30 protein-coding genes are annotated in these 25,510 nt (G+C 68.8%); 24 read left to right on the top strand and 6 right to left on the bottom strand.

Features of this window, described 5'->3' with window-relative positions; genetic code table 11:
• Positions 1-62: 62 nt before the first annotated feature.
• Genes rpsP through trmD form a run of 4 tightly spaced genes read left to right on the top strand, consistent with a single transcriptional unit; the run spans position 63 to position 1,951 of the window.
• The gene (gene rpsP / locus ACFVAV_RS06470; protein ID WP_379030953.1) at positions 63-497 is read left to right on the top strand and encodes a 30S ribosomal protein S16; all 435 of its coding nucleotides are present in this window, start codon (positions 63-65) and stop codon (positions 495-497) included.
• Positions 497-739: an RNA-binding protein gene (locus ACFVAV_RS06465; RefSeq protein ID WP_019048210.1), complete on the top strand. Its 243-nt coding sequence runs from the start codon at positions 497-499 to the stop codon at positions 737-739. The genes rpsP and ACFVAV_RS06465 overlap by 1 nt, the downstream gene beginning before the upstream one ends.
• Positions 740-1,264 carry a ribosome maturation factor RimM gene (gene rimM, locus ACFVAV_RS06460; protein ID WP_379030950.1) on the top strand — a complete coding sequence of 175 codons (525 nt, stop codon included), beginning with the start codon at positions 740-742 and terminating at the stop codon, positions 1,262-1,264.
• Between the two features lie 3 nt (positions 1,265-1,267).
• Positions 1,268-1,951 carry a tRNA (guanosine(37)-N1)-methyltransferase TrmD gene (trmD, locus tag ACFVAV_RS06455; RefSeq protein WP_379030947.1) on the top strand — a complete coding sequence of 228 codons (684 nt, stop codon included), beginning with the start codon at positions 1,268-1,270 and terminating at the stop codon, positions 1,949-1,951.
• Between the two features lie 16 nt (positions 1,952-1,967).
• On the opposite strand, the gene ACFVAV_RS06450 is transcribed toward trmD, so the two are convergent.
• Together ACFVAV_RS06450 and ACFVAV_RS06445 are read right to left on the bottom strand one after the other, a co-directional pair.
• Positions 1,968-2,336 (bottom strand): VOC family protein, encoded by a 369-nt coding sequence (locus ACFVAV_RS06450; protein ID WP_379030944.1) that lies wholly within the window; start codon positions 2,334-2,336, stop codon positions 1,968-1,970.
• Positions 2,337-2,690: 354 nt separating this feature from the next.
• Entirely contained in the window at positions 2,691-3,542 is an 852-nt protein-coding gene (locus ACFVAV_RS06445; protein ID WP_379030941.1) for a response regulator transcription factor, read from the bottom strand.
• A 94-nt stretch (positions 3,543-3,636) separates the two neighbouring features.
• On the opposite strand from ACFVAV_RS06445, the gene ACFVAV_RS06440 reads away from it, so the two are divergent.
• The 15 genes from ACFVAV_RS06440 (at position 3,637) to ACFVAV_RS06370 (ending at position 18,351) form a co-directional block, all read left to right on the top strand.
• The gene (locus ACFVAV_RS06440; protein WP_379030938.1) at positions 3,637-5,265 is read left to right on the top strand and encodes an AMP-binding protein; all 1,629 of its coding nucleotides are present in this window, start codon (positions 3,637-3,639) and stop codon (positions 5,263-5,265) included.
• Positions 5,265-6,878: an AMP-binding protein gene (locus ACFVAV_RS06435; protein ID WP_379030935.1), complete on the top strand. Its 1,614-nt coding sequence runs from the start codon at positions 5,265-5,267 to the stop codon at positions 6,876-6,878. The genes ACFVAV_RS06440 and ACFVAV_RS06435 overlap by 1 nt, the downstream gene beginning before the upstream one ends.
• 47 nt (positions 6,879-6,925) lie before the next feature.
• Complete coding sequence (locus ACFVAV_RS06430; protein ID WP_379030932.1) at positions 6,926-9,346, top strand: Tex family protein; 2,421 nt, start codon at positions 6,926-6,928, stop codon at positions 9,344-9,346.
• A gap of 21 nt (positions 9,347-9,367) precedes the next feature.
• Positions 9,368-10,300, top strand: a complete 933-nt coding sequence (locus ACFVAV_RS06425; RefSeq protein WP_379030930.1) for a hypothetical protein — start codon at positions 9,368-9,370, stop codon at positions 10,298-10,300.
• 164 nt (positions 10,301-10,464) lie between these two features.
• The gene (gene rplS / locus ACFVAV_RS06420; protein WP_019048201.1) at positions 10,465-10,806 is read left to right on the top strand and encodes a 50S ribosomal protein L19; all 342 of its coding nucleotides are present in this window, start codon (positions 10,465-10,467) and stop codon (positions 10,804-10,806) included.
• Between the two features lie 85 nt (positions 10,807-10,891).
• Positions 10,892-11,656 carry a signal peptidase I gene (gene lepB / locus ACFVAV_RS06415; protein WP_379030927.1) on the top strand — a complete coding sequence of 255 codons (765 nt, stop codon included), beginning with the start codon at positions 10,892-10,894 and terminating at the stop codon, positions 11,654-11,656.
• 30 nt (positions 11,657-11,686) lie between these two features.
• A complete protein-coding gene (locus ACFVAV_RS06410) occupies positions 11,687-12,391 on the top strand; it encodes a ribonuclease HII (protein ID WP_379030925.1) in 705 nt (234 codons plus the stop codon).
• 46 nt (positions 12,392-12,437) lie between these two features.
• Positions 12,438-12,743, top strand: coding sequence for a DUF2469 domain-containing protein (locus ACFVAV_RS06405; protein WP_011210678.1), 306 nt, complete (start codon positions 12,438-12,440; stop codon positions 12,741-12,743).
• Positions 12,744-12,854: 111 nt separating this feature from the next.
• A complete protein-coding gene (locus ACFVAV_RS06400; protein WP_379030923.1) occupies positions 12,855-13,211 on the top strand; it encodes a YraN family protein in 357 nt (118 codons plus the stop codon).
• On the top strand, positions 13,211-14,719 hold the full coding sequence (locus tag ACFVAV_RS06395; protein ID WP_379030920.1) for a YifB family Mg chelatase-like AAA ATPase: 1,509 nt from the start codon (positions 13,211-13,213) through the stop codon (positions 14,717-14,719). The genes ACFVAV_RS06400 and ACFVAV_RS06395 overlap by 1 nt, the downstream gene beginning before the upstream one ends.
• Positions 14,720-14,730: 11 nt before the next feature.
• Entirely contained in the window at positions 14,731-15,894 is a 1,164-nt protein-coding gene (gene dprA, locus ACFVAV_RS06390; RefSeq protein WP_379030917.1) for a DNA-processing protein DprA, read from the top strand.
• A 210-nt stretch (positions 15,895-16,104) separates the two neighbouring features.
• The gene (locus ACFVAV_RS06385; RefSeq protein WP_379030914.1) at positions 16,105-17,028 is read left to right on the top strand and encodes a tyrosine recombinase XerC; all 924 of its coding nucleotides are present in this window, start codon (positions 16,105-16,107) and stop codon (positions 17,026-17,028) included.
• 75 nt (positions 17,029-17,103) lie between these two features.
• Positions 17,104-17,469: a YidH family protein gene (locus tag ACFVAV_RS06380; protein WP_379030911.1), complete on the top strand. Its 366-nt coding sequence runs from the start codon at positions 17,104-17,106 to the stop codon at positions 17,467-17,469.
• Positions 17,466-17,774, top strand: coding sequence for a DUF202 domain-containing protein (locus ACFVAV_RS06375; RefSeq protein WP_379030909.1), 309 nt, complete (start codon positions 17,466-17,468; stop codon positions 17,772-17,774). The genes ACFVAV_RS06380 and ACFVAV_RS06375 overlap by 4 nt, the downstream gene beginning before the upstream one ends.
• Before the next feature lie 208 nt (positions 17,775-17,982).
• Positions 17,983-18,351: a hypothetical protein gene (locus ACFVAV_RS06370; RefSeq protein ID WP_379030906.1), complete on the top strand. Its 369-nt coding sequence runs from the start codon at positions 17,983-17,985 to the stop codon at positions 18,349-18,351.
• 201 nt (positions 18,352-18,552) lie between these two features.
• Here ACFVAV_RS06370 and ACFVAV_RS06365 read toward each other — a convergent pair whose 3' ends face one another.
• The 3 genes from ACFVAV_RS06365 to ACFVAV_RS06355 form a co-directional block, all read right to left on the bottom strand.
• The gene (locus ACFVAV_RS06365) at positions 18,553-19,065 is read right to left on the bottom strand and encodes a DUF1990 family protein (RefSeq protein WP_379030903.1); all 513 of its coding nucleotides are present in this window, start codon (positions 19,063-19,065) and stop codon (positions 18,553-18,555) included.
• A 57-nt stretch (positions 19,066-19,122) separates the two neighbouring features.
• Positions 19,123-19,599 carry a M23 family metallopeptidase gene (locus ACFVAV_RS06360; RefSeq protein ID WP_379030900.1) on the bottom strand — a complete coding sequence of 159 codons (477 nt, stop codon included), beginning with the start codon at positions 19,597-19,599 and terminating at the stop codon, positions 19,123-19,125.
• A gap of 307 nt (positions 19,600-19,906) precedes the next feature.
• The gene (locus ACFVAV_RS06355; RefSeq protein ID WP_379030897.1) at positions 19,907-20,323 is read right to left on the bottom strand and encodes a hypothetical protein; all 417 of its coding nucleotides are present in this window, start codon (positions 20,321-20,323) and stop codon (positions 19,907-19,909) included.
• 413 nt (positions 20,324-20,736) lie between these two features.
• Between ACFVAV_RS06355 and rpsB the strand changes: the two genes are divergently transcribed.
• The 5 genes from rpsB to ACFVAV_RS06330 all read left to right on the top strand — a co-directional run bounded on the left by rpsB (position 20,737) and on the right by ACFVAV_RS06330 (position 25,108).
• Entirely contained in the window at positions 20,737-21,600 is an 864-nt protein-coding gene (gene rpsB, locus ACFVAV_RS06350; protein WP_189024364.1) for a 30S ribosomal protein S2, read from the top strand.
• Between the two features lie 108 nt (positions 21,601-21,708).
• The gene (tsf, locus tag ACFVAV_RS06345) at positions 21,709-22,533 is read left to right on the top strand and encodes a translation elongation factor Ts (RefSeq protein WP_379030894.1); all 825 of its coding nucleotides are present in this window, start codon (positions 21,709-21,711) and stop codon (positions 22,531-22,533) included.
• A 232-nt stretch (positions 22,534-22,765) separates the two neighbouring features.
• Positions 22,766-23,494 carry a UMP kinase gene (gene pyrH, locus ACFVAV_RS06340; protein WP_379030891.1) on the top strand — a complete coding sequence of 243 codons (729 nt, stop codon included), beginning with the start codon at positions 22,766-22,768 and terminating at the stop codon, positions 23,492-23,494.
• Between the two features lie 49 nt (positions 23,495-23,543).
• On the top strand, positions 23,544-24,101 hold the full coding sequence (gene frr / locus ACFVAV_RS06335; RefSeq protein ID WP_379030888.1) for a ribosome recycling factor: 558 nt from the start codon (positions 23,544-23,546) through the stop codon (positions 24,099-24,101).
• A 110-nt stretch (positions 24,102-24,211) separates the two neighbouring features.
• Positions 24,212-25,108: a phosphatidate cytidylyltransferase gene (locus ACFVAV_RS06330; RefSeq protein WP_379031810.1), complete on the top strand. Its 897-nt coding sequence runs from the start codon at positions 24,212-24,214 to the stop codon at positions 25,106-25,108.
• Between the two features lie 9 nt (positions 25,109-25,117).
• Here ACFVAV_RS06330 and ACFVAV_RS06325 read toward each other — a convergent pair whose 3' ends face one another.
• Positions 25,118-25,489 (bottom strand): lipopolysaccharide assembly LapA domain-containing protein, encoded by a 372-nt coding sequence (locus ACFVAV_RS06325; protein ID WP_379030885.1) that lies wholly within the window; start codon positions 25,487-25,489, stop codon positions 25,118-25,120.
• Positions 25,490-25,510 lie beyond the last annotated feature (21 nt).

Below are 25,510 nucleotides of genomic sequence, written 5' to 3'. Positions count from 1 at the left end.
CCCGCAGACCATGTGGGTCGCCGAATCGCGTGGTGACCAACTATCGAAAGAGGCAGATCAGCATGGCTGTTCGCATCAAGCTCACCCGCCTGGGCAAGATCCGCAACCCGCAGTACCGCGTCGTGGTTGCCGACGCCCGCACCCGCCGTGACGGCCGGGCCATCGAGGCCATCGGCAAGTACCACCCGAAGGAAGAGCCTTCGCTGATCGAGATCGATGCCGATCGCGTGGCGTACTGGCTGTCCGTCGGCGCGCAGCCGACCGAGTCGGTGCAGCGTCTGCTGGAGATCACCGGCGACTGGCAGAAGTTCAAGGGCCTGCCGGGCACCGAGGGCACCCTCAAGGTGAAGGCCGCCAAGCCGTCCAAGCTGGACCTGTTCAACGCCGCGCTGGCCGCCGCCGACAACGAGCCCGTTGCCGAGGCCGTCACCCCGAAGAAGAAGGCCGCCAAGAAGGACGAGGCCGCCGAAGAGGCCGCCACCGAGGCTGCCGAGTAATGACTGCCGTTGTTGCCGATGCCGTCGAACATCTGGTTCGCGGCATCGTCGCCAACCCCGATGACGTCCGCGTCGAGCTGATCACCGGCCGTCGCGGACGCACCGTCGAGGTGCACGTCCATCCTGAAGACCTGGGCAAGGTGATCGGGCGCGGTGGTCGTACCGCGACCGCGCTGCGCACCCTGGTCGCCGGCATCGGCGGCCGTGGGATCCGGGTCGACGTGGTCGACACCGACGCCTAGATGGAACTCGTCGTAGGTCGAGTCGCCAAGTCGCACGGCGTGCGCGGCGAACTCGTCGTCGAGGTGCGCACCGACGAGCCGGAACTCCGGTTCGCGCCCGGTGCCACCTTGCACGGCAAGATGCCGAAATCCGCGGCGACCCGTGACTACACCGTGAAGTCGGCCCGAGAGCACTCGGGCCGGCTTCTGGTGTTCGTCGACGGCATCGACGACCGCACCGCCGCCGACGCACTGCGCGGCATGCTGTTCGTCGTCGACAGCGAGTCCCTGCCGCCGTCCGGCGACGAGGACGCCTTCTACGACCACGAGCTCGAAGGCCTCCGCGTCGAGCTCACCGACGGCACCGTCGTCGGCGAGGTCACCGAGGTGCTGCATTCGGCCGCGGGCGAGCTGCTGTCGGTGCGTGCCGCCGACGACGGCCGCGAAATTCTCATTCCCTTTGTCACCGCTATCGTGCCGACCGTGTCGATCGCCGATGGACTGGTGGTCATCACGCCGCCCGAGGGCCTGCTCGATCCGGAGTAATTCGTGCAACTCGATGTCGTCACGATCTTCCCGGAATACCTCGAGCCGCTGCGGACCGCGCTGCTCGGCAAGGCCGTCGACAAGGGCCTGATCTCGGTCGGCGTGCACGATCTGCGTGACTGGACCCACGACATACACAAGTCCGTCGACGATTCGCCCTACGGCGGCGGGCCGGGCATGGTCATGAAGCCCACCGTCTGGGGCGACGCGCTCGACGCGGTGTGCCCCGACGACGCCCTGCTCGTCGTCCCCACCCCGGCCGGCGTGCCGTTCACCCAGGCCACCGCGCAACGCTGGTCCACCGAGAAACACCTCGTCTTCGCCTGCGGCCGCTACGAGGGCATCGATCAGCGCGTGTTCGACGACGCCGCCCGCCGGGTCCGCGTCGAAGAGGTGAGCATCGGCGACTACGTCCTCATCGGCGGCGAGGCCGCGGTGCTGGTGATGACCGAGGCCGTGGTCCGGCTGATTCCCGGCGTGCTCGGCAATCAGCAGTCCCACCAGGAGGATTCGTTCTCCGACGGTCTGCTGGAAGGGCCGAGCTACACCCGCCCGGTCTCGTGGCGCGGCCTGGACGTGCCGCCGATCCTGTTGTCCGGCGATCACGCCAAGGTGGCCGCGTGGCGCCACGAGCAGTCGCTGGAACGCACCCGCGCGCGCAGGCCGGATCTACTGCCGGAACAGTAGACCGGCGCCCGCACGTCTACATCGACGCGGCGCGGGAGGTGATGCAGAACGGGTGCCCGGCTGGGTCGAGCAACACGCGCCAGCGCGGATCCTGTTGCACCGGAGCGGGTTTGGCACCGATCGCCAGTGCGTGCTGCTCACACAGATCCAGGTCGGCGTCGGCCGCCAACTCCAGTTGTACCGCGGCGCTGCCCGGCCATTGCGGCGGGAAGTAGTTCTCGACGCGTTGTGCTGCCAGCGTCAACCCCGACGGTATGCGGATACCCACGCTGTGGGCGTCGTTCCACAGCACACGGCCACCGAGCAGCCCGAGGTAGAAGCGGGCGAGGGACTCGGGGTCATCACAGTCCAGCGAGACGCCGGCCAATTGAAAAGGCTCCGTCATCGGACCGACGGTACCGGTCGGGATGGACGCCGAGATTGTTTTGTCCTAAAGATGTTTGGGTATTCATCAAGGTCATTCGTTGTGTCATCGTCCATGGTGAGTATTACTCGTTCCATCCGGAATGGGTTCCGTGAGCGAGGTGCTCGGTTCGACGGACGCGGCCGACCGGTCACCGTGCCCATGTGCCCTGGACAGACCGTGCGCCCCTTGGTGATTCGGCATCCACGGCAGTCGGCGCGCTGAGCGCTGCGCGGTGTGAAACGAGCAGCGGCCGGGCCACCGAACTCGCCTGCGGGATCGGTCGCGGGTGCTCACAGCGACGGAACTCCGATCGAGAGCGTGACGCATTCCACATCAGGGCAGCAGGCGATGACGCCGTGCCAGCGCCACAGCTTCGTGCCGGGTTCGCGCGTCGAGCTTGCTCATCGCCTGCCGCAGGTAGCTCTTGACGGTTTCCGCGCCGAGCGACAGGCGAAGCGCCGCTTCCTGATTCGTGCAGCCGAGCGCGATCTGCGCGAGCACGTCGAGCTCGCGCCGGGACAGCCGCGGAACGTCGTCCGCCGACTCGCCCGCCAGCACCCCGGTCAGCCGATCGCACACGCCCGAGAGCCGGTCGCGCATCGCCGCATCGCCGGCGGCGGTCGCCAAGGCCCGCAGTTCGGCGTGGATCTCGCGCAGTTCCTCGGCGACCGCCGGGGTGGCGGCCGGGGCCGGAGTGGCGAGTTCGAGCATCCTGACCCGCCGATCCACCTCGTCGCGGATCGCGATCTCGGTTGCCAGCCGCCTGCCTGCCTGCACGATCACCTCGGTGGTGCGATCGCCGATCGGGTTGGTGCCGCGGGTGGCCGCGTAGAGCACGGCACGGGGTCGGTCGGCCACCACGACCGGAACGGCGACCACCGACCGCAGTCCCTCGCCGCAGACCGGCCCGTCGTAGTGGTGGGTGATCGAGGACGCGCCCCGGTAGTCGGCGACCGCGGCCGGTCGGTGGTGCTCCATGACCTGCCCGCCGAGTCCGGAGGTGCGCAGCACCGACAACCCGCGCAGCCCGGTGGTGATCGTGCCGACGAACTCGGTGAGCAGCAGCGTGTCCTCGTCGACCGGCCCGCCGAAGACCACCGGGACATTAGCCCGGCGCGCCACCCAGCGGATCTCGGCGCGCAGCGCATCGCCGTCGCGGGGACGCAGCAGGGAAGTGGCCGGCATCGGTCACCCCTTTTCGGGGGTAGTGGCGAAGGTGAGGTGTGCCACATTCTAGGGGAGACCTGGCGGCCCGGCCCAGGTGTTGAGGAGAACTGCGATGAGTATCGACCTGGACGCGCGGGTGCGCGACCTGCTCGACTGCTACGACGGACCCGAGGCCTGCGCGGCCGAGTTGCTGTGTGACCGGCATCCGGCCGAGCGGATCGCGTTCACGGTGGTCGAGTCCGATCTGAGCGCGCACGAGCTGACCTACGGCGAGCTGCGGGAGCGGTCGGCCCGTTTCGCGGCGGCCCTGGCCGAACTCGGTGTCGGTGCCGGGGATCGGGTGGCGACGTTGATGGCGAAGTCCGCCGATCTGGTGGTCGCGCTGCTCGGTATCTGGCGGCGCGGTGCGGTGCACGTGCCGCTGTTCACCGCGTTCGCGCCGCCCGCCATCGGCTTCCGGCTCGCGGCGAGTCATGCCAAGGTGGTCGTCGCCGATGCCGATCAGGCGCCGAAACTGGCTGTGGGCGCGGACATCCCCGCCGCCCCGGAGCGCCGGACCATCATCGTCGGCGCCGCCGAGGTCCCCGGCGCACTTTCGTTCGGCGACCTGCTCGCCGCGCACCGGTCCGATGACCCGCGTGCGGTCCCGGTGACGGTCGGCGGTGACGGCCTGCTGGTCCAGCTGTTCACCAGCGGCACCACGGGTACGCCCAAGGGCGTGCCGATTCCGGTGCGCGCCTTGGCTTCCTTCCACGCGTACCAGGAGTTCGCCCTGGACGTGCGCCCGGCGGACGTCTACTGGAACGCGGCCGACCCGGGCTGGGCGTACGGCCTCTATTACGCGATCCTCGCCCCGCTGGCGACCGGCGTGCGCAGCCTGCTGCTGCACGCGGGCTTCTCCGCACCGCTCACCCTGGACGTGCTGCGCCGCTTCGGCGTCACCAATTTCGCCGCGGCGCCGACGGTCTACCGTGCGCTGCGCGCGGGCGCGGTGCCCGAGGGGATCGCGCTGCGCAGGGCGTCGTCGGCGGGTGAGCCGCTCACGCCGGACGTCGTCGCCTGGTCGGAACGCGCGCTCGGTGTCGCCGTGCGCGACCACTACGGCCAGACCGAGCACGGCATGGTCATCTGCCATGCCTGGCACCCCGCCCTCGACCGGCCCGCTCCGCTCGGCTCGATGGGCGCCCAGCTGCCCGGCTGGACCTGTGCGGTCCTGGCCGAGGACGCCGACACCGAAGCCGCGCCCGGCGAGGTCGGCCGCGTCGCCATCGACACCGATCACAGCCCCCTGCTGTGGTTCCTGGGCTATCTCGACGCGCCCGAGCGCACCGCGAGCCGCTACACCGCGGACGGCCGCTGGTACCTGACCGGTGACGTCGGCGCCCGCGACGCCGACGGATTCTTCCGCTTCAGCGCGCGCGACGACGACGTGATCATCATGGCGGGCTACCGGATCGGCCCGTTCGAGGTCGAGAGCGTCCTGGTCCTGCACGATCAGGTCGCCGAGGCCGCCGTCGTCGGGATGCCGGACGAGCTGCGCGGCGAGGTGCTCGAAGCCTTCGTCGTCCTGCGCGACGGCGCCGACGGCAGTGCCGAGCTGGCCGCCGAGCTCCAGCAATTGGTCAAGGACAAGTTCGCCGCGCACGCCTATCCGCGGACGGTCCATTTCGTGTCGAGTCTGCCCAAGACCCCGAGTGGCAAGGTGCAGCGATTCGTGCTGCGCGGCAAGGAGATCCGCTGATGCCCGAACTGAGTTACACCTGTGGGCTCGCCGACACCCCGCTGCTCGGCGACACCATCGGCGCGAATCTCGACCGCACCGTCGCGGCGCATCCCGACACCGAAGCGCTGGTCGACCGTCCGACCGGCCGTCGCTGGACCTATCGCGAGCTCGGCGTGGCCGTCGACGCCGTGGCGACCGGACTGGCCGCGCGCGGTATCGGCGCGGGCGACCGGGTCGGGATCTGGGCGCCCAACTGCGCCGAGTGGTTCCTGGTGCAGTACGCCACGGCGAAAATCGGTGCGGTCCTGGTCAATATCAACCCCGCCTATCGCACCAGCGAACTCGAGTACGTCCTCGGTCAGGCGGGCGTACGGCTGCTGATCGCCGCGCCGGAGTTCAAGACCTCGGACTATGTGGCGATGATCGAACAGGTGCGGCCGAACTGTCCGGCCCTGGAACAGGTACTGATCTTCGGCACCGAGCAGTGGCAGCAGGTGGCGGCTACCGCGCCCGATGCCGCACGACTGGCCGAGATCGCCGCGACCGTGTCCGCCGACGACCCGATCAACATCCAGTACACCTCGGGGACAACAGGTTTCCCGAAGGGCGCGACGCTGAGCCACCACAACATCCTCAACAACGGCTACTTCGTCGGCGAGCTGTGCGGCTACACCGCGGCCGACCGGATCTGCGTGCCGGTGCCGTACTACCACTGCTTCGGGATGGTGATGGGCAACCTCGCGGCCACCTCGCACGGTGCGGCCGTGGTGATTCCGGCGCCGTCGTTCGATCCCGCCGCGACGCTGGCCGCCGTCGCCGCCGAGCGCTGCACCTCGCTCTACGGCGTGCCGACCATGTTCATCGCGATGCTCGCCGAACTCGACGCCGGTGCCACCGCCGATCTGTCGAGTCTGCGCACCGGCATCATGGCGGGCTCGCCGTGTCCGGTGGAGGTGATGAAACGGGTGATCGACCAGCTGGGGATGACCGAGGTCGCGATCTGTTATGGCATGACCGAGACGTCGCCGGTGTCCACCCAGACCCGCCGCGACGACAGCATCGACCGCCGCACCGCCACCGTCGGCCGGGTCGGCCCGCATCTCGAGGTGAAGGTGATCGACCCGGCGAGCGGGCGCACCCTGCCCCGTGGCGAGGCGGGCGAACTGTGTACCCGCGGCTATTCGGTGATGCTCGGCTACTGGGATCAGCCCGACAAGACGGCCGAGGCGATCGACGCCGCCCACTGGATGCACACCGGCGACATCGGCGTCATGGACGACGACGGCTACCTCTCGGTCACCGGCCGGATCAAGGACATGGTGATCCGCGGCGGCGAGAACATCTACCCCCGCGAGATCGAGGAATTCCTCTACACCCACCCCGACATCGTCGACGCCCAGGTGATCGGTGTCCCCGACGACAGATACGGGGAGGAACTCATGGTCTGGCTCCGCCTGCGCGAGGGCGCCCCCGTCCTCGACGCTGCCGCGATCCGCGCCTTCTGCACCGGCCGCCTGGCCCACTACAAGATCCCGCGCTACGTGCACGTGGTCGACGAGTTCCCGATGACGGTCACCGGCAAGGTCCGCAAAGCGGAGATGCGTGAACTGGCCGAGGATCTCCTCGGCTGACCTGCGAGTCGGCCGGGTGTCGGGGAAGCGCTGTAGTCTCTGCGGTCGTGACGACAGCGCCCGAGATCGCCCGTTCGACGTCGAACGGCACTCCGACCGACAGCACGACCATCCTCGCCAGCGTGGGCAGGCGGATCGCCGACGAGCTGGGGGTGCGCGAGACCCAGGTCCGCGCCGCCGTCGAATTGCTCGACGGCGGTTCGACGGTGCCGTTCATCGCGCGCTACCGCAAGGAGGTCACCGGCGGCCTCGACGATGCCCAGTTGCGCCAGCTCGACGAGCGGCTCGGCTACCTGCGTGAGCTCGACGAACGCCGCGGCGCGATCATCGAATCCATCCGCGGCCAGGGCAAACTCGACCCGGCACTGCACCAGCAGATCATGCTCGCCGAGACCAAGGCCCGCCTCGAAGACATCTACCTGCCGTACAAGCCCAAGCGCCGCACCAAAGCCCAGATCGCCCGCGAAGCCGGACACGAGCCGGTGGCCGACGCCCTGATCGGCGACCCCACCACCGACCCGGCCGGCTACACCACCGAACAGCTCGACGGCGCCCGCGCGATCCTCGTCGAACGCTTCGCCGAGGACGCCGACCTGGTCGGTGAACTCCGCGAGCTCATGTGGAACCGCGGCCAGGTCACCTCGACGGTGCGCGCGGGCAAGGAGGAGGCGGGCGCCAAGTTCGCCGACTACTTCGAGTTCAGCGAGCCCTTCCACAAGCTGCCCTCGCACCGGATCCTGGCGCTGCTGCGCGGTGAGAAGGAAGAGGTGCTCACCCTGCACCTGGAACCCGACACCGAAGAGCCCGAGCCCGGCGCCCGCACCATCTACGAGGGCCGCATCGCGATCGCCTTCGGCATCGCCGATCAGGGCCGCCCGGCCGATCCCTGGCTACTCGACACCGTGCGCTGGGCATGGCGCACCAAGCTGCAGGTGAGTCTGGGCATCGACACCAGGATGCGGTTGCGGCAGGCGGCGGAGAAGGACGCGGTCGACGTGTTCGCCGCGAACCTGCGCGACCTGCTGCTCGCCGCACCGGCGGGTACCCGCACCACCATGGGCCTTGACCCCGGCTACCGCACCGGCGTGAAGGTCGCGGTGGTCGACGCCACCGGCAAGGCCGTGGCGACCGAGGTCATCTACCCGCACAAGCCGCAGGGCCAGACCGAGAAGTCCCTGGCCGTGCTGGCCGCGCTGGTCGCGCGGTTCGGCGTCGAGCTCATCGCCATCGGCAACGGCACCGCTTCCCGCGAGACCGATGCCCTTGCCACCGAACTGATCTCGCGCATCCCCGAGAACAAGCCGACCAAGATCGTGGTGTCGGAGGCGGGCGCCTCGGTGTACTCGGCCTCGGCCTACGCCTCGGCCGAACTGCCCGACATGGACGTGTCGCTGCGTGGCGCGGTCTCCATCGCCCGTCGCCTGCAGGACCCGCTCGCCGAGCTGGTGAAGATCGATCCCAAGTCGATCGGCGTCGGCCAGTACCAGCACGATGTCTCCGAGACGCTGCTGGCCCGCTCGCTGGGCGCGGTCGTCGAAGACGCGGTGAACGCGGTCGGTGTCGACGTGAACACCGCCTCGGTGCCGCTGCTCTCGCGTGTGTCGGGCGTGTCCGGCTCGGTGGCGGAAAGCATTGTGGCGCACCGCGACCAGAACGGTCCCTTCCGCAGCCGGACCGCCCTGCTCGAGGTTCCCCGCCTCGGCCCCAAGGCCTTCGAGCAGTGCGCGGGCTTCCTGCGCATCCGCGGTGGCGACGACCCGCTCGACACCTCCGCCGTGCACCCTGAGGCCTACCCGGTCGTGCGCCGCATTCTCGAGCACACCGGCCGCCCGATGGCCGAGGTCATCGGCAACACCGGCACGCTGCGCGCACTGCGGCCCGCCGACTTCACCGACGAGAAGTTCGGTGTGCCCACCGTCAGCGACATCATCGCCGAGCTCGAGAAGCCGGGCCGCGACCCGCGTCCGGAGTTCAAGACCGCCGAATTCGCCGCGGGTGTGGAGAAGGTCGCCGACCTGGAGCCGGGCATGGTGCTCGAAGGTGTCGTCACCAATGTGGCCGCGTTCGGCGCGTTCGTCGATGTCGGCGTGCATCAGGACGGCCTCGTGCACGTCTCGGCCATGTCGCACACCTTCGTCAAGGACCCGCGCGAAGTGGTCAAGTCCGGTGACGTGGTGAAGGTGAAGGTCCTCGAGGTCGACGTCGCCCGGCAGCGGATCGGCCTGAGCTTGCGCCTGGATGACGAACCGGGCAAGCCCGCGCAGGGGGACAATCGTGGTGGCGGCGCACCGCGCGGCCAGGGCCGAGGTCAGGGCCGTCCGCAGGGCGGTCGTGGCCAGGGTTCGGAACGTGGCCAGGCACAGGGCCGAAACCAAGGTCAGGGGCGTGGCGGTAGCCAGCGCAAGCCGGCGGCCGAGCCCAGCGGATCGATGGCCGACGCGTTGCGCCGGGCGGGATTCGGCAAGTAACTCGACGACAGGGCGGGCGGCATGCAACGGTGGCTCGAAGACGAAGTGATCGATCGCGGCCGCCTGCCCCTGTTGTGCTTCCTGCTGGGGTTCATCCTCGGTTTCGTGGTCATCCGGGTCAGCGTGCGGCTGATCAGGGCGAAGGTGCGGTGGTGGCCGGGCAACATCAAGGCGGGCGACACCCACATCCACCACATGGTGTTCGGCGTCATCACGGTGCTGCTCACCGGCATCGGGCTGATCGCGACCGCCGAGGACTCCACCCAGGTCACCTCGAGTGTGCTGGCCGCCCTGTTCGGGATCGGCGCCGCGCTGGTCCTCGACGAGTTCGCGCTGATCTTCTACCTGCGTGACGTCTACTGGGAGGAACAGGGCCGCACCTCGGTGGACGCGGTCTTCGTCGCCCTCGCCGTCGCCGGCCTGCTGCTGCTCGGCGTGCAACCGGCGACGTTTCTCGACTTCGACGACTTCCGGCAGTCGCGCGGGATCGGCGTCCACATCGCCCTGTTCGCCACCCTCGTGCTGAACCTGCTGCTGGCCGGGGTGGTGATCGCCAAGGGCAAGATCTGGACCGGGCTGTTCGGCATGTTCTTCCCCCCGCTGCTGCTGATCGGCGCCGTCCGGCTCAGCAGGCCGGGCGCGCCCTGGGCCCGCTGGCGCTACGGCAACCGGCCCAGGACGATGGGCAGGGCGATCGCCAGGGAGCGGCGGTACCGGCGCCCCGTCGTCCGGGCGAAGATCTTCATCCAGGACCTCATCGCGGGTAAACCCGATGTCGAGCACGCCCGCACCGCGGCCGAGGCCGAGCTGCAGCGCACGGTCGTCGCGGCGCCGCCCGCGCCGCCACCGCACCCGCATCTGCTGCCGCGCCGGCGGGCCGACGCCACCGACGACACGTCGGCCGGGGATGGCCGGCGGGCGGACGCCCATGCCGACACGTCGGCGGGGGAGTGACCGCGGTCGCCCGATTTCAGTCCGGGCTACCTGGTCTGGCACAATAAACCGGTTGCCTTGGACGAGTCATGTCCGAGAGCACTCCTGTTCTGAGCATGAACCGGTCGAGCGCGCGAGTGCCGCCAGGTTCCTCTGTTCGCGCAAAGAATCCGAAAAGGTGGAAAATGAACACCCTTGATTTCGTCGACGAGAAGTCGCTGCGTAGCGATGTCCCCGACTTCCGTCCGGGCGACACCCTGAACGTGCACGTGAAGGTCATCGAAGGCTCGAAGGAGCGCATCCAGGTCTTCAAGGGCGTCGTGATCCGGCGTCAGGGCGGCGGCATCGGCGAGACCTTCACGGTCCGCAAGGTGTCCTTCGGTGTCGGTGTCGAGCGCACCTTCCCCGTGCACAGCCCCAACATCGACCACATCGATGTCGTGACCCGCGGTGACGTGCGTCGCGCCAAGCTGTACTACCTGCGCGATCTGCGCGGCAAGGCCGCCAAGATCAAGGAAAAGCGCTGATCTTGCGGTAGCTGTTCGCGGCACAGAATTTTCCGGTAGCCCGGCGCTCCGACTTCGGTCGGGGCGCCGGGCTACTCTGTTCGGCGTGGCAGACGAAAGTGGGTCGGTGTCGGTGTCCGATTCGGGTGACGAAGGTGGACGGCGCAAGAGACAGCGCAGCGAGAAGAAGCAGCGCCCGTTCTGGCAGGAGCTGCCGATACTGATCGTGATCGCGGCGGTCATCGCCGCGCTGATGGTCACTTTCGTCGGACGGCCCTACGTGATCCCGTCGCAGTCGATGGAGAACACGCTGCTGATCGGCGACCGGATCTATGTCGAGAAGATCAGCTATTACGGCTCCGAACCCGGCCCCGGCGATGTCGTGGTCTTCGTCGGTCCGCCGTCGTGGAACGGGCACTACAAGTCGATCCGCTCCGACAACACCGTCGTGCGCGGTGTGCAGAACTTCCTGTCCTACTTCGGCTTGGTCCCGCCGGACGAGAACGATCTCGTCAAGCGTGTCATCGCCGTCGGCGGACAGACCGTGCAGTGCTGTGATGCGCAGGGCCGGGTGATGGTCGACGGCAAACCGCTCGACGAGCCGTACATCAAGAAGGACTACCCCTGGTTCACCGACCGCCCCAACGCCGTCTACCCGGCGGGCCGGGTGTTCGGTCCGGTGAAGGTGCCCGAGGGCAACCTGTGGGTGATGGGCGACAATCGCAACGAGTCGGCCGACTCCCGCGCCCATGTCAGCGACGATCTGCAGGGCACGGTGCCGGTGGACAATGTGCGCGGCAAGACGGTGTTCAAGATCTGGCCGCCGAGCCGGATGGGCCCGGTACGCAGCCAGAACCCTCAGGAAAACTGACAGGCGACGAGACACGGGGACAATCGAACTGTGGGGCAGGATCGGACCAACTGGCCGCCGCGGGTGGTGATGCGCAGGGCCGGGGGACTACGCACACTCGAGGCGGCGCTCATCCGCGGCGGCCTCGGCCCGGTGGCCGGCGTCGACGAGGCGGGCCGCGGCCCGTGCGCCGGGCCGCTGGTGATCGCCGCGTGCCTGCTGGCGCCCAAGGCCTACGACAAGCTGTCCGGGCTCGACGACTCCAAGAAACTGACCGAGGCGGCCCGTGAGGAGCTGTTCCCGGTCGTTCAGCGGTTGGCGCTGGCGTGGAGCGTCGTGGTGGTGCCTGCCTGGGAGATCGACTCCATCGGCATCCACGTCGCCAATATCGAGGGCATGCGCCGGGCCGTCGCCGGTCTCGGCCACACCCCCGGCTACATCCTGACCGACGGTTTCAAGGTTCCCGGCCTGCCCGCACCGTCGCTGCCGGTCATCGGCGGCGACGGCACCGCGGCCTGTATCGCCGCGGCGAGCATCCTGGCCAAGGTGACCAGGGACCGGATGATGGTCGAGCTCGACGGGCAGCTGCCCGGATACGGTTTCGCCGCGCACAAGGGCTACAACACGCCCGAACACACCGCCGCGTTGCGACAGCTCGGACCGAGCACCGAACATCGCCGGTCCTGGCGCAATGTGCGCGAACTCGAACTGCCGGGCGGTAGCCGAGTGGCTACCCGCGCCGCGCATGCGCGATGATGTCCACTATGAAAGCGGCGCTGCTAGAAGGAGGACGGCCCACCCGATGAGTGCTGAGGACCTCGAGAAGTACGAAACCGAGATGGAACTGTCGCTGTACCGCGAGTACAAGGACATCGTCGGCCAGTTCTCGTACGTGGTGGAGACCGAACGTCGCTTCTACCTGGCCAATTCTGTCGAATTGCGGCCGCAGAACGCCGACGGCGAGGTCTACTTCGAAGTGCGGATGAGCGATGCGTGGGTGTGGGACATGTACCGCCCCGCGCGCTTCGTCAAGCACGTGCGAGTGATCACGTTCAAGGACGTGAACATCGAAGAGCTGGAGAAGCCCGACCTCCGTCTGCCGGAGTGACAGCGCACCGTCGGCCTGTGGTTGTCCACAGGCCGACGGTTGTCCACAGGTTTGTTGTCCGCCCAGGTCGGCGGGCGATTGCCGACGCCGCCGGTCGGCATGCTTCGACCCGTGGCAGACAAACAGGCGCTCGGCGCATACGGGGAGAAGCTGGCCGCGCAGTACCTGCGTGAGTCGGGGATGGAGATCGTCGCCCGCAATTGGCGATGCCGGTACGGCGAGCTGGACCTGATCGTCCAGGACCCGACGGTCACGGCCTTCGTCGAGGTGAAGACGCGGTCGGGGCTCGGATTCGGGACACCGGCCGAATCGGTCACCTTCAGCAAGCAGCAGCGGATCCGGCGGCTCGCGCTGCTGTGGCTGGCCGAGCAGGAAGGGCCGTGGCGGCGCATCCGGTTCGACGTGGTCTCGGTGCTGGTCCCGCGGGGGCACCGGCCGGTCATCGACCATCTGGCTGGGGCTTTCTGATGGCGCTCGGCCGGGCGCTGTCGGTGGCGGTGACCGGTGTCGACGGTCAGCTGGTGGAGGTCGAGGCCGATATCGGTCAGGGTCTGCCTTCGGTGAATCTGGTCGGCCTGCCCGACACCGCATTGCAGGAATCGCGCAACCGGGTGCGGTCGGCGGTCGCCAACACGGGCGAGAAATGGCCGGATGGGCGGGTGATCCTGGCACTGTCGCCCGCCACGCTGCCGAAGGTGGGCAGCGTCTACGACCTGGCGCTGGCGGTCTCGGTGCTCGACGCCTCCGGTGCGGTGCCGGGGGAGCGGCTGGCCAAGACAGTGCTGCTCGGTGAGCTGGCCCTCGACGGCAGGGTGCGCCGGGTGCGTGGTGTGCTGCCCGCCGTCATCGCGGCGCGTACCGCGGGCTTGCCCACCGTGGTGGTGCCCGCGGACGCGGTGGCCGAAGCGGGGTTGGTCGAGGGGATCGAGGTGCTCGGCGCGACCAGCTTGCGGGCGGTGGTCGCCTGGTTGCGTGGCGAAGGCACCCTGCTGGAACCGGACGGGATCGTGCCGGGGGCACAGGCGCCCAGCGGCGACCTGAGCGATGTGGTCGGCCAGGACGAGGCGCGCTGGGCGCTGGAAGTCGCGGCGGCCGGTGGTCACCATCTGTTGTTGACGGGGCCGCCCGGCATCGGCAAAACAATGCTGGCGCAACGGCTTCCGGGATTGCTCCCGCCGCTGTCGGAGACCGGATCGCTCGAAGTCACCGCGATCCATTCGATGGCGGGGTCGCTGTCCGCCGAGCAGCCGTTGATCACCCTCGCGCCGTTCGTCGCCCCGCATCATTCGACATCGGTGACCGCGATGATCGGCGGCGGTTCGGGCATGGCCAGACCCGGTGCGGTGAGCCGGGCGCATCGGGGCGTGCTGTTCCTCGACGAATGCGCGGAGATCGGCACGAAAGTGCTGGAGGCGCTGCGCACTCCGCTCGAGGAGGGTGAGGTGCGTATCGCCCGGCGCGACGGTGTCGCACGCTACCCGGCCCGGTTCCAGCTCGTGCTGGCCGCGAACCCCTGCCCGTGCGCGCCCGCCCGGGATGTCGACTGCATTTGCGCGCCGCTGGCTCGGCGTCGCTATCTCGGCAAACTGTCCGGTCCGCTGCTGGACCGCATCGATATCTGGGTGCAGATGCGCGGTCAAGCAGGCGCGACTTTCGGCGACGAGCAGGCCGAGACCAGCTCCACCGTGGCGGCACGGGTGGCGCAGGCCAGAGCGCTGGCAGCGCAGCGCTGGAGTGCCGACGGGTGGGCGACGAATGCCGAAGTGCCCGGTCATATTCTGCGACAACGGTTCCGGTTGCCCCGCGAATCGATCGCGCCGATCGAGACGGCGTTGCGGCTGGGCCGGATGTCGGCCCGTGGCGCGGACCGGGCGATCCGGGTCGCCTGGACGGTCTGCGACCTGCGGGGCGGGGAAGTCCCGAGTGTGCAGGATGTGTTGTCGGCCTTGAACTTCCGGCAGCGGGGTGCGCAGTGAGCGGGCGGGGTGTGGCCCGGACCGGAACGGTGGATCTCGACGTCGACGAGCGCAGGCTCGCGTGGGTGTATCTGTCGCGGGTGGTGCAGGGGCCGTGTGCGCCGTTGTCGGCGTTGATCGCCTCGGTCGGGGTGTGCGAGGCGGCACGGGCCGTGCGCGAGCACGAACTGCCGGAGGCCTTGCGCGGACCGACGGCGGCCCGCCGTGAGATCGATACGGCAGCAGCCGATCTCGACGCGATGGCGCGGCTGGGCGGGCGGGTCATCACGCCGGACGACGACGAATGGCCCGGCTGGCGGATGCTCGGACTGGATCAACTCGACACCGACCGCGATCGCGAAGGTGCGGTGCCGCTCGTGCTGTGGGCGCGCGGCCCGCTGTCCCTGCAGGCCGCGTCCGAACGTGCTGTCGCCGTGGTCGGTTCGCGATGTAGCAGCGGCTACGGCGTGCAGGTGGCCGGTGAGATCGCCTGCGACCTGGCCGGACGGGGCTGGACCATCGTCTCCGGTGCGGCCTTCGGCATCGATGCGGCCGCGCACCGGGCGGCGCTCGCCGTCGGCGGTTCGACCGTCGCTGTCCTCGCCTGCGGCGTCGACCGGCCGTACCCGGCCCAGCACGACCGCCTTCTCGCCGCCATCGCCGACACCGGCCTCGTCCTCAGCGAATATCCCCCGGGGACGAGTGCGCAGAAACACCGGTTCCTGGCGCGCAACCGGCTCATCGCGACCCTCGGCGACGGCGTCCTCGTCGTCGAAGCCGGCCTGCGCAGCGGTGCCCGCAACACGGTGAAATGGGCCCGCCGACTCGGCCGTCCCGCGATGGCGGTCCCCGGTCCTGTCGGATCCGCATCGTCGGCCGGCTGTCACCGCATGATCCGCGAGGGTGAGGCGCTCCTCGTCACCCGCGCCGAAGACGTCATCGACGAAGCAGGCCCACTCCGCCTCCCGGTCGCCGAGGCCGCCGTCACCGACCCTGTGGCCCACCTGCGCGGCGCCGAAGCCGACGTCTACGCCGCCCTCCCCGCCATCGGTTCCCGCCTCCCTCTCGAACTGGCCCAGCAATCCGGCCTCGATCTCGCCACTGTCCGCGCCGTCCTCCCCGGCCTGGAGCTCGCCGACCTGGTCGGCTGCGATGCCGACGGTTGGTTCCGCACCCGAGGCCGCCGCACGAGGTGAGCCCGGTTGGGTCGGGAGGCGCGACCAGGCCGGGTGGGGCCGCTGCGCAGCGAGGTAGCTGGTTCCGGGAGTGGCGGTCGAATTCACAGGTGAGCGTGTGTGGGCTGAGTTCGGTTGTGCGAGTGCCGGGACGTGCATCGGGGGCGATGGTGGCTATCTGGTGCGGCGTGGTGGGTTGCGTGGGGTGGCGGGAAGGGTCACGGTGGGGGAATGGATGTGCTGCCCGACGATCTGACTGCGCTGCTCACCGAGTTCGGGAGGCATCTGCGGTTGGGGCGGAATCGGTCGGCGCATACGGTGCGGGCTTATCTCGGGGATGTGCGGTCGTTGCTGGAGCATCTGTATGCGCGGTCGGCCGATTCGGCGGTGCGTGAGCTGGATCTGCCGTTGTTGCGGTCGTGGCTGGCCGAGCTCGCCGCGTCGGGGGCGGCGCGGACGACATTGTCCCGGCGAGCCTCTGCCGCAAAGACTTTCACCGCGTGGCTGACCGAAACCGGGCGCTTGGCAGTCGACCCGGGGTTGCGGCTGCAAGCGCCGCGAGCGCACCGGGTACTGCCTGCGGTGCTGGCACAGGGGCAGGCCGTGCGGGCCATGGATGCCGCGGAATCCGGTGCTGCCCAGCAGGATCCGATGGCGCTACGGGATCGGCTGATCGTCGAGTTGTTGTACGCCACCGGAATCCGTGTCAGCGAGCTGTGTGGGCTCGACATCGACGACATCGATCGGGAACGCCGGCTCGTCCGGGTTCTCGGCAAGGGGAACAAGGAGCGTTCGGTGCCGTTCGGTGGTCCCGCCGACACCGCGCTCGACGCCTGGCTCCGTGCGGGCCGCCCGTCCCTCGTCAACGATCACTCCGGACGAGCGCTCCTCCTCGGCCAACGCGGGCGCCGCCTGGACCAACGCCAAGCCCGCACCGTCGTCCACGAGGTCGTCGCGGCGATCCCCGGTGCGCCCGATATGGGCCCACACGGACTACGCCACACCGCCGCCACCCACCTGCTCGAGGGCGGCGCCGACCTCCGAGTCGTCCAGGAACTACTGGGCCACGCCAGCATGGCGACCACCCAGCTCTACACCCACGTCTCCGTAGAGCGACTCAAACGAGTACACGACCAGGCACACCCCCGCGCGTGACCGGCGCGCCCGCGCGGTGGCGTTGCGGTGGTGTCCCGGGTCGGCACGGCAAGATGGGGAACGGAGGTGGTGGTGATGGCGTTGCCCGAGGTCGGGGGCGAATCCGAGGACGGTGAGGACGAGGTCGACTATCGGTTCACCCTCGCCAACGAGCGAACGTTTCTGGCCTGGATCCGGACTGCGCTCGGCCTGCTCGCCGGCGGTGTCGCCGTGCACACCCTGGTCCAGCCACTGCGCCTGGCCGGGCTCGGCGGTGTCATCGCACTGAGTTGCCTGGCGATGGCACTCGCGGTGGCGCTCGGCGCTTTCCGGCACTGGCGCCGGGTCGATGTCGCGATGCGCGTAGGACGACCGCTTCCCGGCACGATTCTGGTTCCCGTGCTGTCCGCCGGCGTCGCACTCGTCGCCGCGCTCGCCTGCCTGGCGGTGCTGTTGTCATGACGGCGCCTACCTTGGCGATGGAGCGCACCGCGCTGGCCTGGCGTCGTACCTCCCTCGGCGCGGCGGGCTGCGCCCTCCTGTTCGCCCACCAGGTCACCCGCGGTGGCTGGCCGATCATCATGCTCCCGCTGGCCGCTTCCTTGGCGGCCTTGCTGCTGAGCTTCCTCGGCTGGTCACGCGGTCGCGCACTCCATCGCGGGCAGGTGACCGCGGGCGCCCGTGTCGTGGTGACCACAACGCTCGTGGTGGTGGTCATCGCGCTCATCGCCATCAGCGGCGTGCTGGTCGATCGGCTGTTCGACTGAGCCGTCGCAGAACCGATCAGCCTGGCGACTGCGCGAACGCCATCGCGTCGGTGCCGCCCGCGCCCAGCCCTTGTCCCTGCAGCGTCGGTCGGCTTCATCGCCTGCCGCGACTCGCGCGTGCAGTTGCTCGACGACGGCTTCCACGCCATGCCTACCGCGGTGAGAACTCGCTCGACGCTCCCCGAACCGGCAATTAGGCTCGTCGAGCATGACTCCCGGATTGTCGGACCAGCCCGATTCGGCTCTGCGCGAGCGGCTCCGCGCCGCCTTGAAGCCCGCGATGAGGGCCCGCGACCACAGTGCGGTCTCGGCACTGCGCTCCGCGCTGGGAGCGATCGACAATGCCGAGGCAATCGACGCGGTAGACGTGAAAGCCGGTGCGCTGGAGGACAGTGCGGTCGGCCTCGGCGCGGCCGAAGCCCGCCGCCGCGACCTCACCGAAGCCGACATCGCCGATATCGTGCGTCGTGAAATCGGCGAAAGACGAGACGCCGCAGCCGAATACGACCGCCTCGGCGCCACCGACCGCCGCGATTCCCTGACCGCCGAAGCAGACACCCTCGCCGCCCTCCTCTGACCGACGCGGCAACGACCCGATGGCGGCCCCGGCACTCCACGGTTCGCGTCGGTGACTCGAGGATCGAGCCAGTCTCGACGAGACGGTGGGAGTCGGCGCCTGCGCTTATGTCGGGCACCCGAGACCCCGCGTTGGGCACCTTTACGTGAGGCTCGCGTCGGCACCTGAGGTCATGTCGGGATACCTGATGATCAGGCGGGCTCAGTCGCCTGTCGGGAGGGTGTTCACGTAGCGGTGGGCGAACCAGCGCTGAATCAGCCGGACGACGGGACCGCCCAGCCGCACATACCAGGTACCGGGCCGTGAGAAGGCGGTGACGAGTCCGTACACCGTGTCGTCCGTGGGGTCGTATTCGACAGCGAACAGTTCCTCACCCACCTCGGGATGTCCGGGGAGCGTGCCGTACGCGAACCCCCGCCGATTTGGTTCGTCCAGGATGTAGACCACACGACAGGGGGCGACGATGCCGATCGGGCCGAGCCCGATCCGCACCGTCAATTCCGTTCCCGCCACTGCGGTTTCGGTATCGGCGCGCTCGAAGACGCCGGAGCCCTTCTGTATCCCGAAGTCGAGGATGTGCGTTGCAGCCCGGTCGAACAGATCACGGCCGTGGCCGAGCGGCCGCCGATGCTCGAACCGGTGGTAGCCCGACGGGAAAGTCGCACGGGTGGCACCCACCTCGGGGTAGGTGAAGGGTGCTGATTCCTCTGACACACCCTGATTGTCGTCCCTCGATCGACGTCGATGTACTCGGTGTGGCCGAGCGGTTCGTCACAGCACCGGTTCCAGCGGCTTCAACCGGACCGGCACCTCGTGCAGCAGACCCAGCGGATCGACATATTCGCGTCTTCCGTGCTCGCTCGCCTCCCGTCGCGCGCCCCAATGCAAACAGGCGGCGGCCGGGCACCCCTCATGCCCGGCCACCAACGTGCCGATCGGCGTCCCCCTGCTCACCCGTCTCCCCACGGTGACCCGCGCTTCCACCGGCTCATATGTGGTGCGCAGACCGCCGGGATGGTCGATGGACACCACCGGCTTGTCCGCGACCACCCCCGCGAACACAACGATGCCCTCGCCCGCGGCCAGCACTGTCTGCCCGGCGCTGCCCGCCAGATCCACCCCGCGATGCCCGGGCAGCCAGTTCCGTTCCGGTTTGTCGAAGTGCCGTTCGACGGTCGGCCGCGGTCGCAGCGGCCACCCGAAGACGCCCACCTCGGCCGCACCGACCGGCGCCGCAACCCCGAGCATCACCGCCACCAGACACAGCGCCGCGACACTGCTCCCAGCTACCTGACATTTCCCGATTGCGCCCCCTGCGAATCGTCGGCCGGGAGCCACAGAGTCCACGGATTCCGCCGAATGTCGACTGGTGCCCGAGGGCACAACGTTCGTGAACTTCGCGAGACGCCGGCCGGTAGACGGAAGTGCACTGGGCACGGACCCCGGTCGGGACGGGCCGACAACCGAATGGTTCGGGACTACGGTGCCGACTGGCGCAAACCGGTGGCGGTCCCACCGCGACCCCCTTCGGCGCCGGTGAATGCACACACCGAGCTCAGCGGTGAGGCCGAGGCGCAGGCACGCGCTGCGGCGTCGCGAGCGTCCGCACCAGGTCGCGCAGCACGGCGGGCAATTCCGCCGCCGAGCCGCTGCCACCACCCTTGACGACGATCTCGACCTCGACCGGCGCTGCTGAGCGTCCCGTCTCGCCGCGCACGGCCGACGGAGGAGTGCCGGTCAGATCGTGGACCGTCACCCGAACCGGAACCGGCGCGGGTGTTGCCCGATCGCGCGAGGGAACACTCGGTCCCGCCGCGCCGTGACGCTCCGGCGGCGTAGCAACGGCACCGCCCGAGCACACCGGCGTGATCGGTACTCGATCGCCGGGGTGAGCCGCGGCAGGCGCCGCCAGGACTCCGGCCACGCACAGCAGCGGAAACGTGGAGATCAGAGTTCGTGTGAAGGTGTTCATGCACCTACTCTCGATGCCGGACAACCCGCCCGGCGGACCGATTCGGCGAATGTGGACAACTCCGCCGCATGTGGATACCGCGCACTTCACCGCGGGTATGGGCGGTGCCCGTCCGGGGGCGATTTCGGCCCTGGCGTAGGTCCGCGTAGACTGATCAACGCGGTTTGTGCTCAGCAGCGAGTGTGTGCACAGCACGGACCGACTTCGCGCGCCACCCGTGCTCGTCCATCCGGTCGTCGCTCGCTATGCAGACGGTCCGCGAGGGCATGTCAGCGCGAGTTCTCCAGCGGATGAACAGTGAAATCGTCGGCTGGTCCCGGTTTTTCGATCGGGTCCGGCGGTTTCGGTGGCGCCAGGGCAGTCGATCGCCGATCGGCTGCGTCAACCGGCAACGAAAGAGAGATACGGGAGCTATGGCTGTCGTAACTATGAAGCAGCTGCTCGACAGCGGCGCGCACTTCGGGCACCAGACTCGTCGGTGGAACCCGAAGATGAAGCGGTTCATCTTCACCGACCGCAACGGCATCTACATCATCGACCTGCAGCAGACGCTGACCTACATCGACAAGGCCTACGAGTTCGTCAAGGAGACCGTCGCCCACGGTGGCACCGTTCTCTTCGTCGGTACCAAGAAGCAGGCCCAGGAGTCGATCGCGGCCGAGGCGACTCGCGTCGGGATGCCCTACGTCAACCAGCGCTGGCTGGGTGGCATGCTCACCAACTTCTCGACCGTCCACAAGCGCCTGCAGCGCCTGAAGGAGCTCGAGGCCATGGAGCAGACCGGTGGCTTCGAGGGTCGCACCAAGAAGGAAATTCTCATGCTGACGCGTGAGATGACCAAGCTGGACCGCACCCTCGGTGGTATCCGCGACATGGCCAAGGTGCCCTCGGCCATCTGGGTCGTCGACACCAACAAGGAGCACATCGCCGTCGGCGAGGCTCGCAAGCTGAACATCCCGGTCATCGCGATCCTGGACACCAACTGCGATCCCGACCTGGTCGACTACCCGATCCCGGGTAACGACGACGCGATCCGTTCCGCCGCTCTGCTCACCAAGGTCGTCGCCTCCGCGGTGGCCGAGGGCGTGCAGGCCCGCGCGGGCCAGGCTTCCGGCGACGCGAAGCCCGAGGCCGGCGCCGGTGAGCCGCTCGCCGAGTGGGAGCAGGAGCTGCTGGCTCAGGCGACCCCGGCCGCCGAAGCTGCCGTCGAGACGCCCGCCGAGGCCGAGGCCGAGGTCAAGGCCGACCCGGCGCAGCACACCCCGGCCGACTTCTGAGCTGATCGGTAGCTCTACGTTCACCTTGCCGGCCCTTCTGAATTCAGAAGCGGTCGGCAAGGTGGTGTAAACACCCAAGCACCCCACACACGAGGAGGCTCGCCCCCGATGGCGAACTACACCGCTGCTGACGTGAAGCGGCTCCGGGAGCTCACCGGCTCCGGCATGATGGACTGCAAGAACGCGCTGGCCGAGTCCGACGGCGATTTCGACAAGGCCGTCGAGGTGCTGCGCATCAAGGGCGCCAAGGATGTCGGCAAGCGTGCCGAGCGCGCGACCGCCGAGGGTCTGGTCATCGCCAAGGACGGCGTCCTGGTCGAGATCAACTCCGAGACCGACTTCGTCGCCAAGAACGCCGAGTTCCAGGAGCTGGCCGAGGCCGTCGTCACCGCTGCCGCCGCCGGTAAGCCCGCCGACCTCGACGCACTCAAGGCGCTCAAGCTCGACAACGGCACCGTCGACGAGGCCGTGCAGGCGCTGGCCGCCAAGATCGGCGAGAAGCTGGAACTGCGTCGCGTCGTCTCCTTCGACGGCCCGGTCGCCACCTACCTGCACAAGCGTGCGTCGGACCTGCCGCCCGCCGTCGGCGTGCTCGTCGAGTACACCGGTGAAGGCGACGCCGCCGCCGAGGCCGCCCGCGCCGCCGCCATGCAGGTCGCCGCGCTCAAGGCCCGTTACGTCACCCGTGACGAGGTCCCGGCCGAGCTGGTCGAGAACGAGCGTCGCGTCGCCGAGGCGACCGCCCGCGAAGAGGGCAAGCCGGAGGCCGCGCTGCCGAAGATCACCGAGGGCCGCGTCAACGGCTTCTTCAAGGACGTCGTCCTGCTCGAGCAGGCGTCGGTCACCGACTCGAAGAAGACCGTCAAGGCCCTCCTGGACGAGGCCGGTGTCACCCTGACCCGCTTCGCCCGCTTCGAGGTCGGCCAGGCCTGATCCGCCTGAACGAGAGCCCCTCGGGAGCAGCGTACGTCTGCACCCGAGGGGCTCTTGCCGATTCCTGGCGGCAGCTGCCCCCAGTTCCGGGGTGTCCGTGTCGCGCAAGGGGGTCTTGTGCGGTGGCGGGAACCGGATAAGGCAGGATGGATGCCGCTTCGCCTTGCTGTGCGGCCGATTCGCGTGCCCGCAGTTCGACCGATCTCAATCTCGCCGAAGGAGACGAACACCCATGACCGACCCGGGTAACGACCGCCCTGGATACAACCGGGTGCTGCTCAAGCTGGGTGGGGAGATGTTCGGTGGCGGCGGGGTCGGTCTCGACCCCGATGTCGTGCAGACCGTGGCCGAGCAGATCGCCGAGATCGTCGAGACCGGTGTGCAGGTGGCCGTGGTGATCGGTGGCGGCAACTTCTTCCGCGGCGCCGAGCTGGAGGAGCGCGGCATGGAACGCGCCCGCTCGGACTACATGGGCATGCTCGGCACCGTGATGAACAGCCTTGCGCTACAAGACTTCCTACAGCAGCAGGGGGTGGACACGCGCGTGCAGACCGCCATCACGATGGGTCAGGTCGCCGAGCCGTACCTCCCGCTGCGCGCCAAGCGGCACCTCGAGAAGGGCCGCGTCGTGATCTTCGGCGCCGGCATGGGCATGCCCTACTTCTCCACCGACACCACCGCCGCCCAGCGCGCGCTCGAGATCGGCGCCGACGTCGTGCTGATGGCGAAGGCGGTCGACGGTGTGTTCGACGCCGACCCGCGCGTGGACGAGAACGCGAGCATGTTCACCGAGATCACGCACAAGGAAGTGATCGAGAAGGGCCTGAAGGTGGCCGATGCGACCGCCTTCAGCTTGTGCATGGACAACCAGATGCCGATTCTGGTGTTCAATCTGTTGACCAAGGGCAATATTGCCCGCGCAGTCGCCGGTGAACACATCGGCACCTTGGTTCGGTCCTGATCCCGCAACCGCGGAAGATGACGATGACGACGCTGTGGAGGAACCGGTCGTGATTGATGAAGCGCTCTTCGATGCCGAGGAGAAGATGGAGAAGGCCGTCTCGGTGGCGAAGGACGACCTCGGAACCATCCGCACCGGCCGCGCCAACCCGGGCATGTTCGCCCGTGTCGTGGTCGAGTACTACGGTTCGCCGACGCCGATCACCCAGATCTCGAGCATCACCGTGCCGGAGCCGCGCATGGTGGTGATCAAGCCCTACGAGCAGAGCCAGCTCGGCCCGATCGAGAACGCGATCCGCAACTCCGATCTAGGCGTGAACCCGACCAACAACGGTGACATCCTGCGCATCACGGTGCCGCAGCTCACCGAGGAACGTCGCCGCGAGATGGTCAAGATGGCCAAGGGCAAGGGTGAGGACGCCAAGGTCTCGATTCGCAACGTCCGTCGCAAGGCCATGGACGAACTGAGCCGGATCCAGAAGGATGGCGAGGCGGGTGAGGATGAGGTCGGGCGCGCCGAGAAGGAGCTCGACAAGACCACCGCCAAGTACGTGGGCCAGATCGATGAGCTGGTCAAGCACAAGGAAGCCGAACTGCTCGAGGTCTGAGCGCAGATCTCGCCAGTCCCGCTCGTGCGGGGGATGAACGGAACGACGAGTTGAGCGACGGGACAATCGTGGCCGAAGACGCCGCCGCCACCGGAGCGGCACCGGAGCCGATGCCGGACCGGGTCGACACGACCCACGCGGCGACGCCGACACCGGGCGACGACGCGCCTGCCGAGCAGCAGGCGCCCGCGTCGCGCGCAGGCCGCAACCTGCCCGCCGCACTGGCGGTCGGGCTCGGCCTCGGCCTGTCGCTGATCGCGATCCTGCTGTTCGTCCCCAAGGTGTTCATCGGGGTGGCCGGTGTCGGGGTGGCCGTGGCGACCTGGGAGGTCGCCAAGCGGCTGCGTGAGGCCGACGTCCTGGTGCCGCGGATTCCGCTGCTGGTCGGTGGCCAGGCGGTGTTCTGGCTGGGCTGGCCGTGGGGTGCGCGCGGGGTGGTCGGCGCGTTCGCCGCGACGGCGCTGGTGTGCATGGTGTGGCGACTGTTCGATCACGGCCTGAATACCGCGCCGAAGAACTTCCTGCGCGACACCGCGATCACGGTGTTCACCCTCACCTGGATTCCGCTGCTCGCCGCGTTCTCGACGCTGCTGCTGCTCGAACCCGACGGCAACCTGCGGGTGCTGACGTTCATGATCCTGGTTGTCTGCTCCGACGTCGGCGGTTATGTCGCCGGCGTGCTGTTCGGCAGGCATCCGATGGTGCCCGCGATCAGCCCCAAGAAGTCGTGGGAGGGGTTCTGCGGTTCGCTGGTGTTCAGTGTGATCGGTGGTCTGCTGACCGTCACCCTGCTGCTCGAGGCGAACTCGATGATCGGTGTCGTGCTCGGTGTCGGCCTGGTGGTCGTCGCGACCTGCGGCGATCTGATCGAGTCGCAGATCAAGCGGGAACTCGGCATCAAGGACATGGGCACGATGCTGCCCGGCCACGGCGGTATCATGGACCGCCTCGACTCGATGCTGCCCTCGGCCTTCGTGTCGTGGCTGGTGCTCAGCGCGCTGCTGTAGAGCGCCAGGTCAGGGCTTCTTGGCGGCGTGGCGTAGCTGCAGGATGCGCACGCCACCGACCAGGCCCATCACCAGCGCGCCCGCGATCACCGACAGCAGCACGGTGATGCCGATCGGTAGCGAGAAGTGCCAGAGCAGCAGGTCTACCGTGACCTTTTCGAGGTTCTGGATGATGAAGATCAGCACGACGATGCCGATGATCGCGGCCGCGAGCAGGGCGATCCAGGCGTAGCCGGTTTTCGAACCGTGGACCCCGGCCGGGGTGGCGCGTTTCGCGGGCACCCGCTCGTCCCGTCGATGCTTGGCCTCGGTGTGCCCGGTCGTCGGTGCCGCGGGCTCCTGCTCGGCCGGTGACGCCCCTGATTCGGCATTGGTGGACATGGTTCGATCATTGCCGACAGC

The sequence above is a fragment of the Nocardia sp. NPDC057663 genome (assembly GCF_042799895.1).
In the GTDB taxonomy this organism is placed as follows: domain Bacteria; phylum Actinomycetota; class Actinomycetes; order Mycobacteriales; family Mycobacteriaceae; genus Nocardia.
Note: the sequence above shows the minus strand (reverse complement) of the source record. Positions and strands in the feature narration are given on the sequence as shown.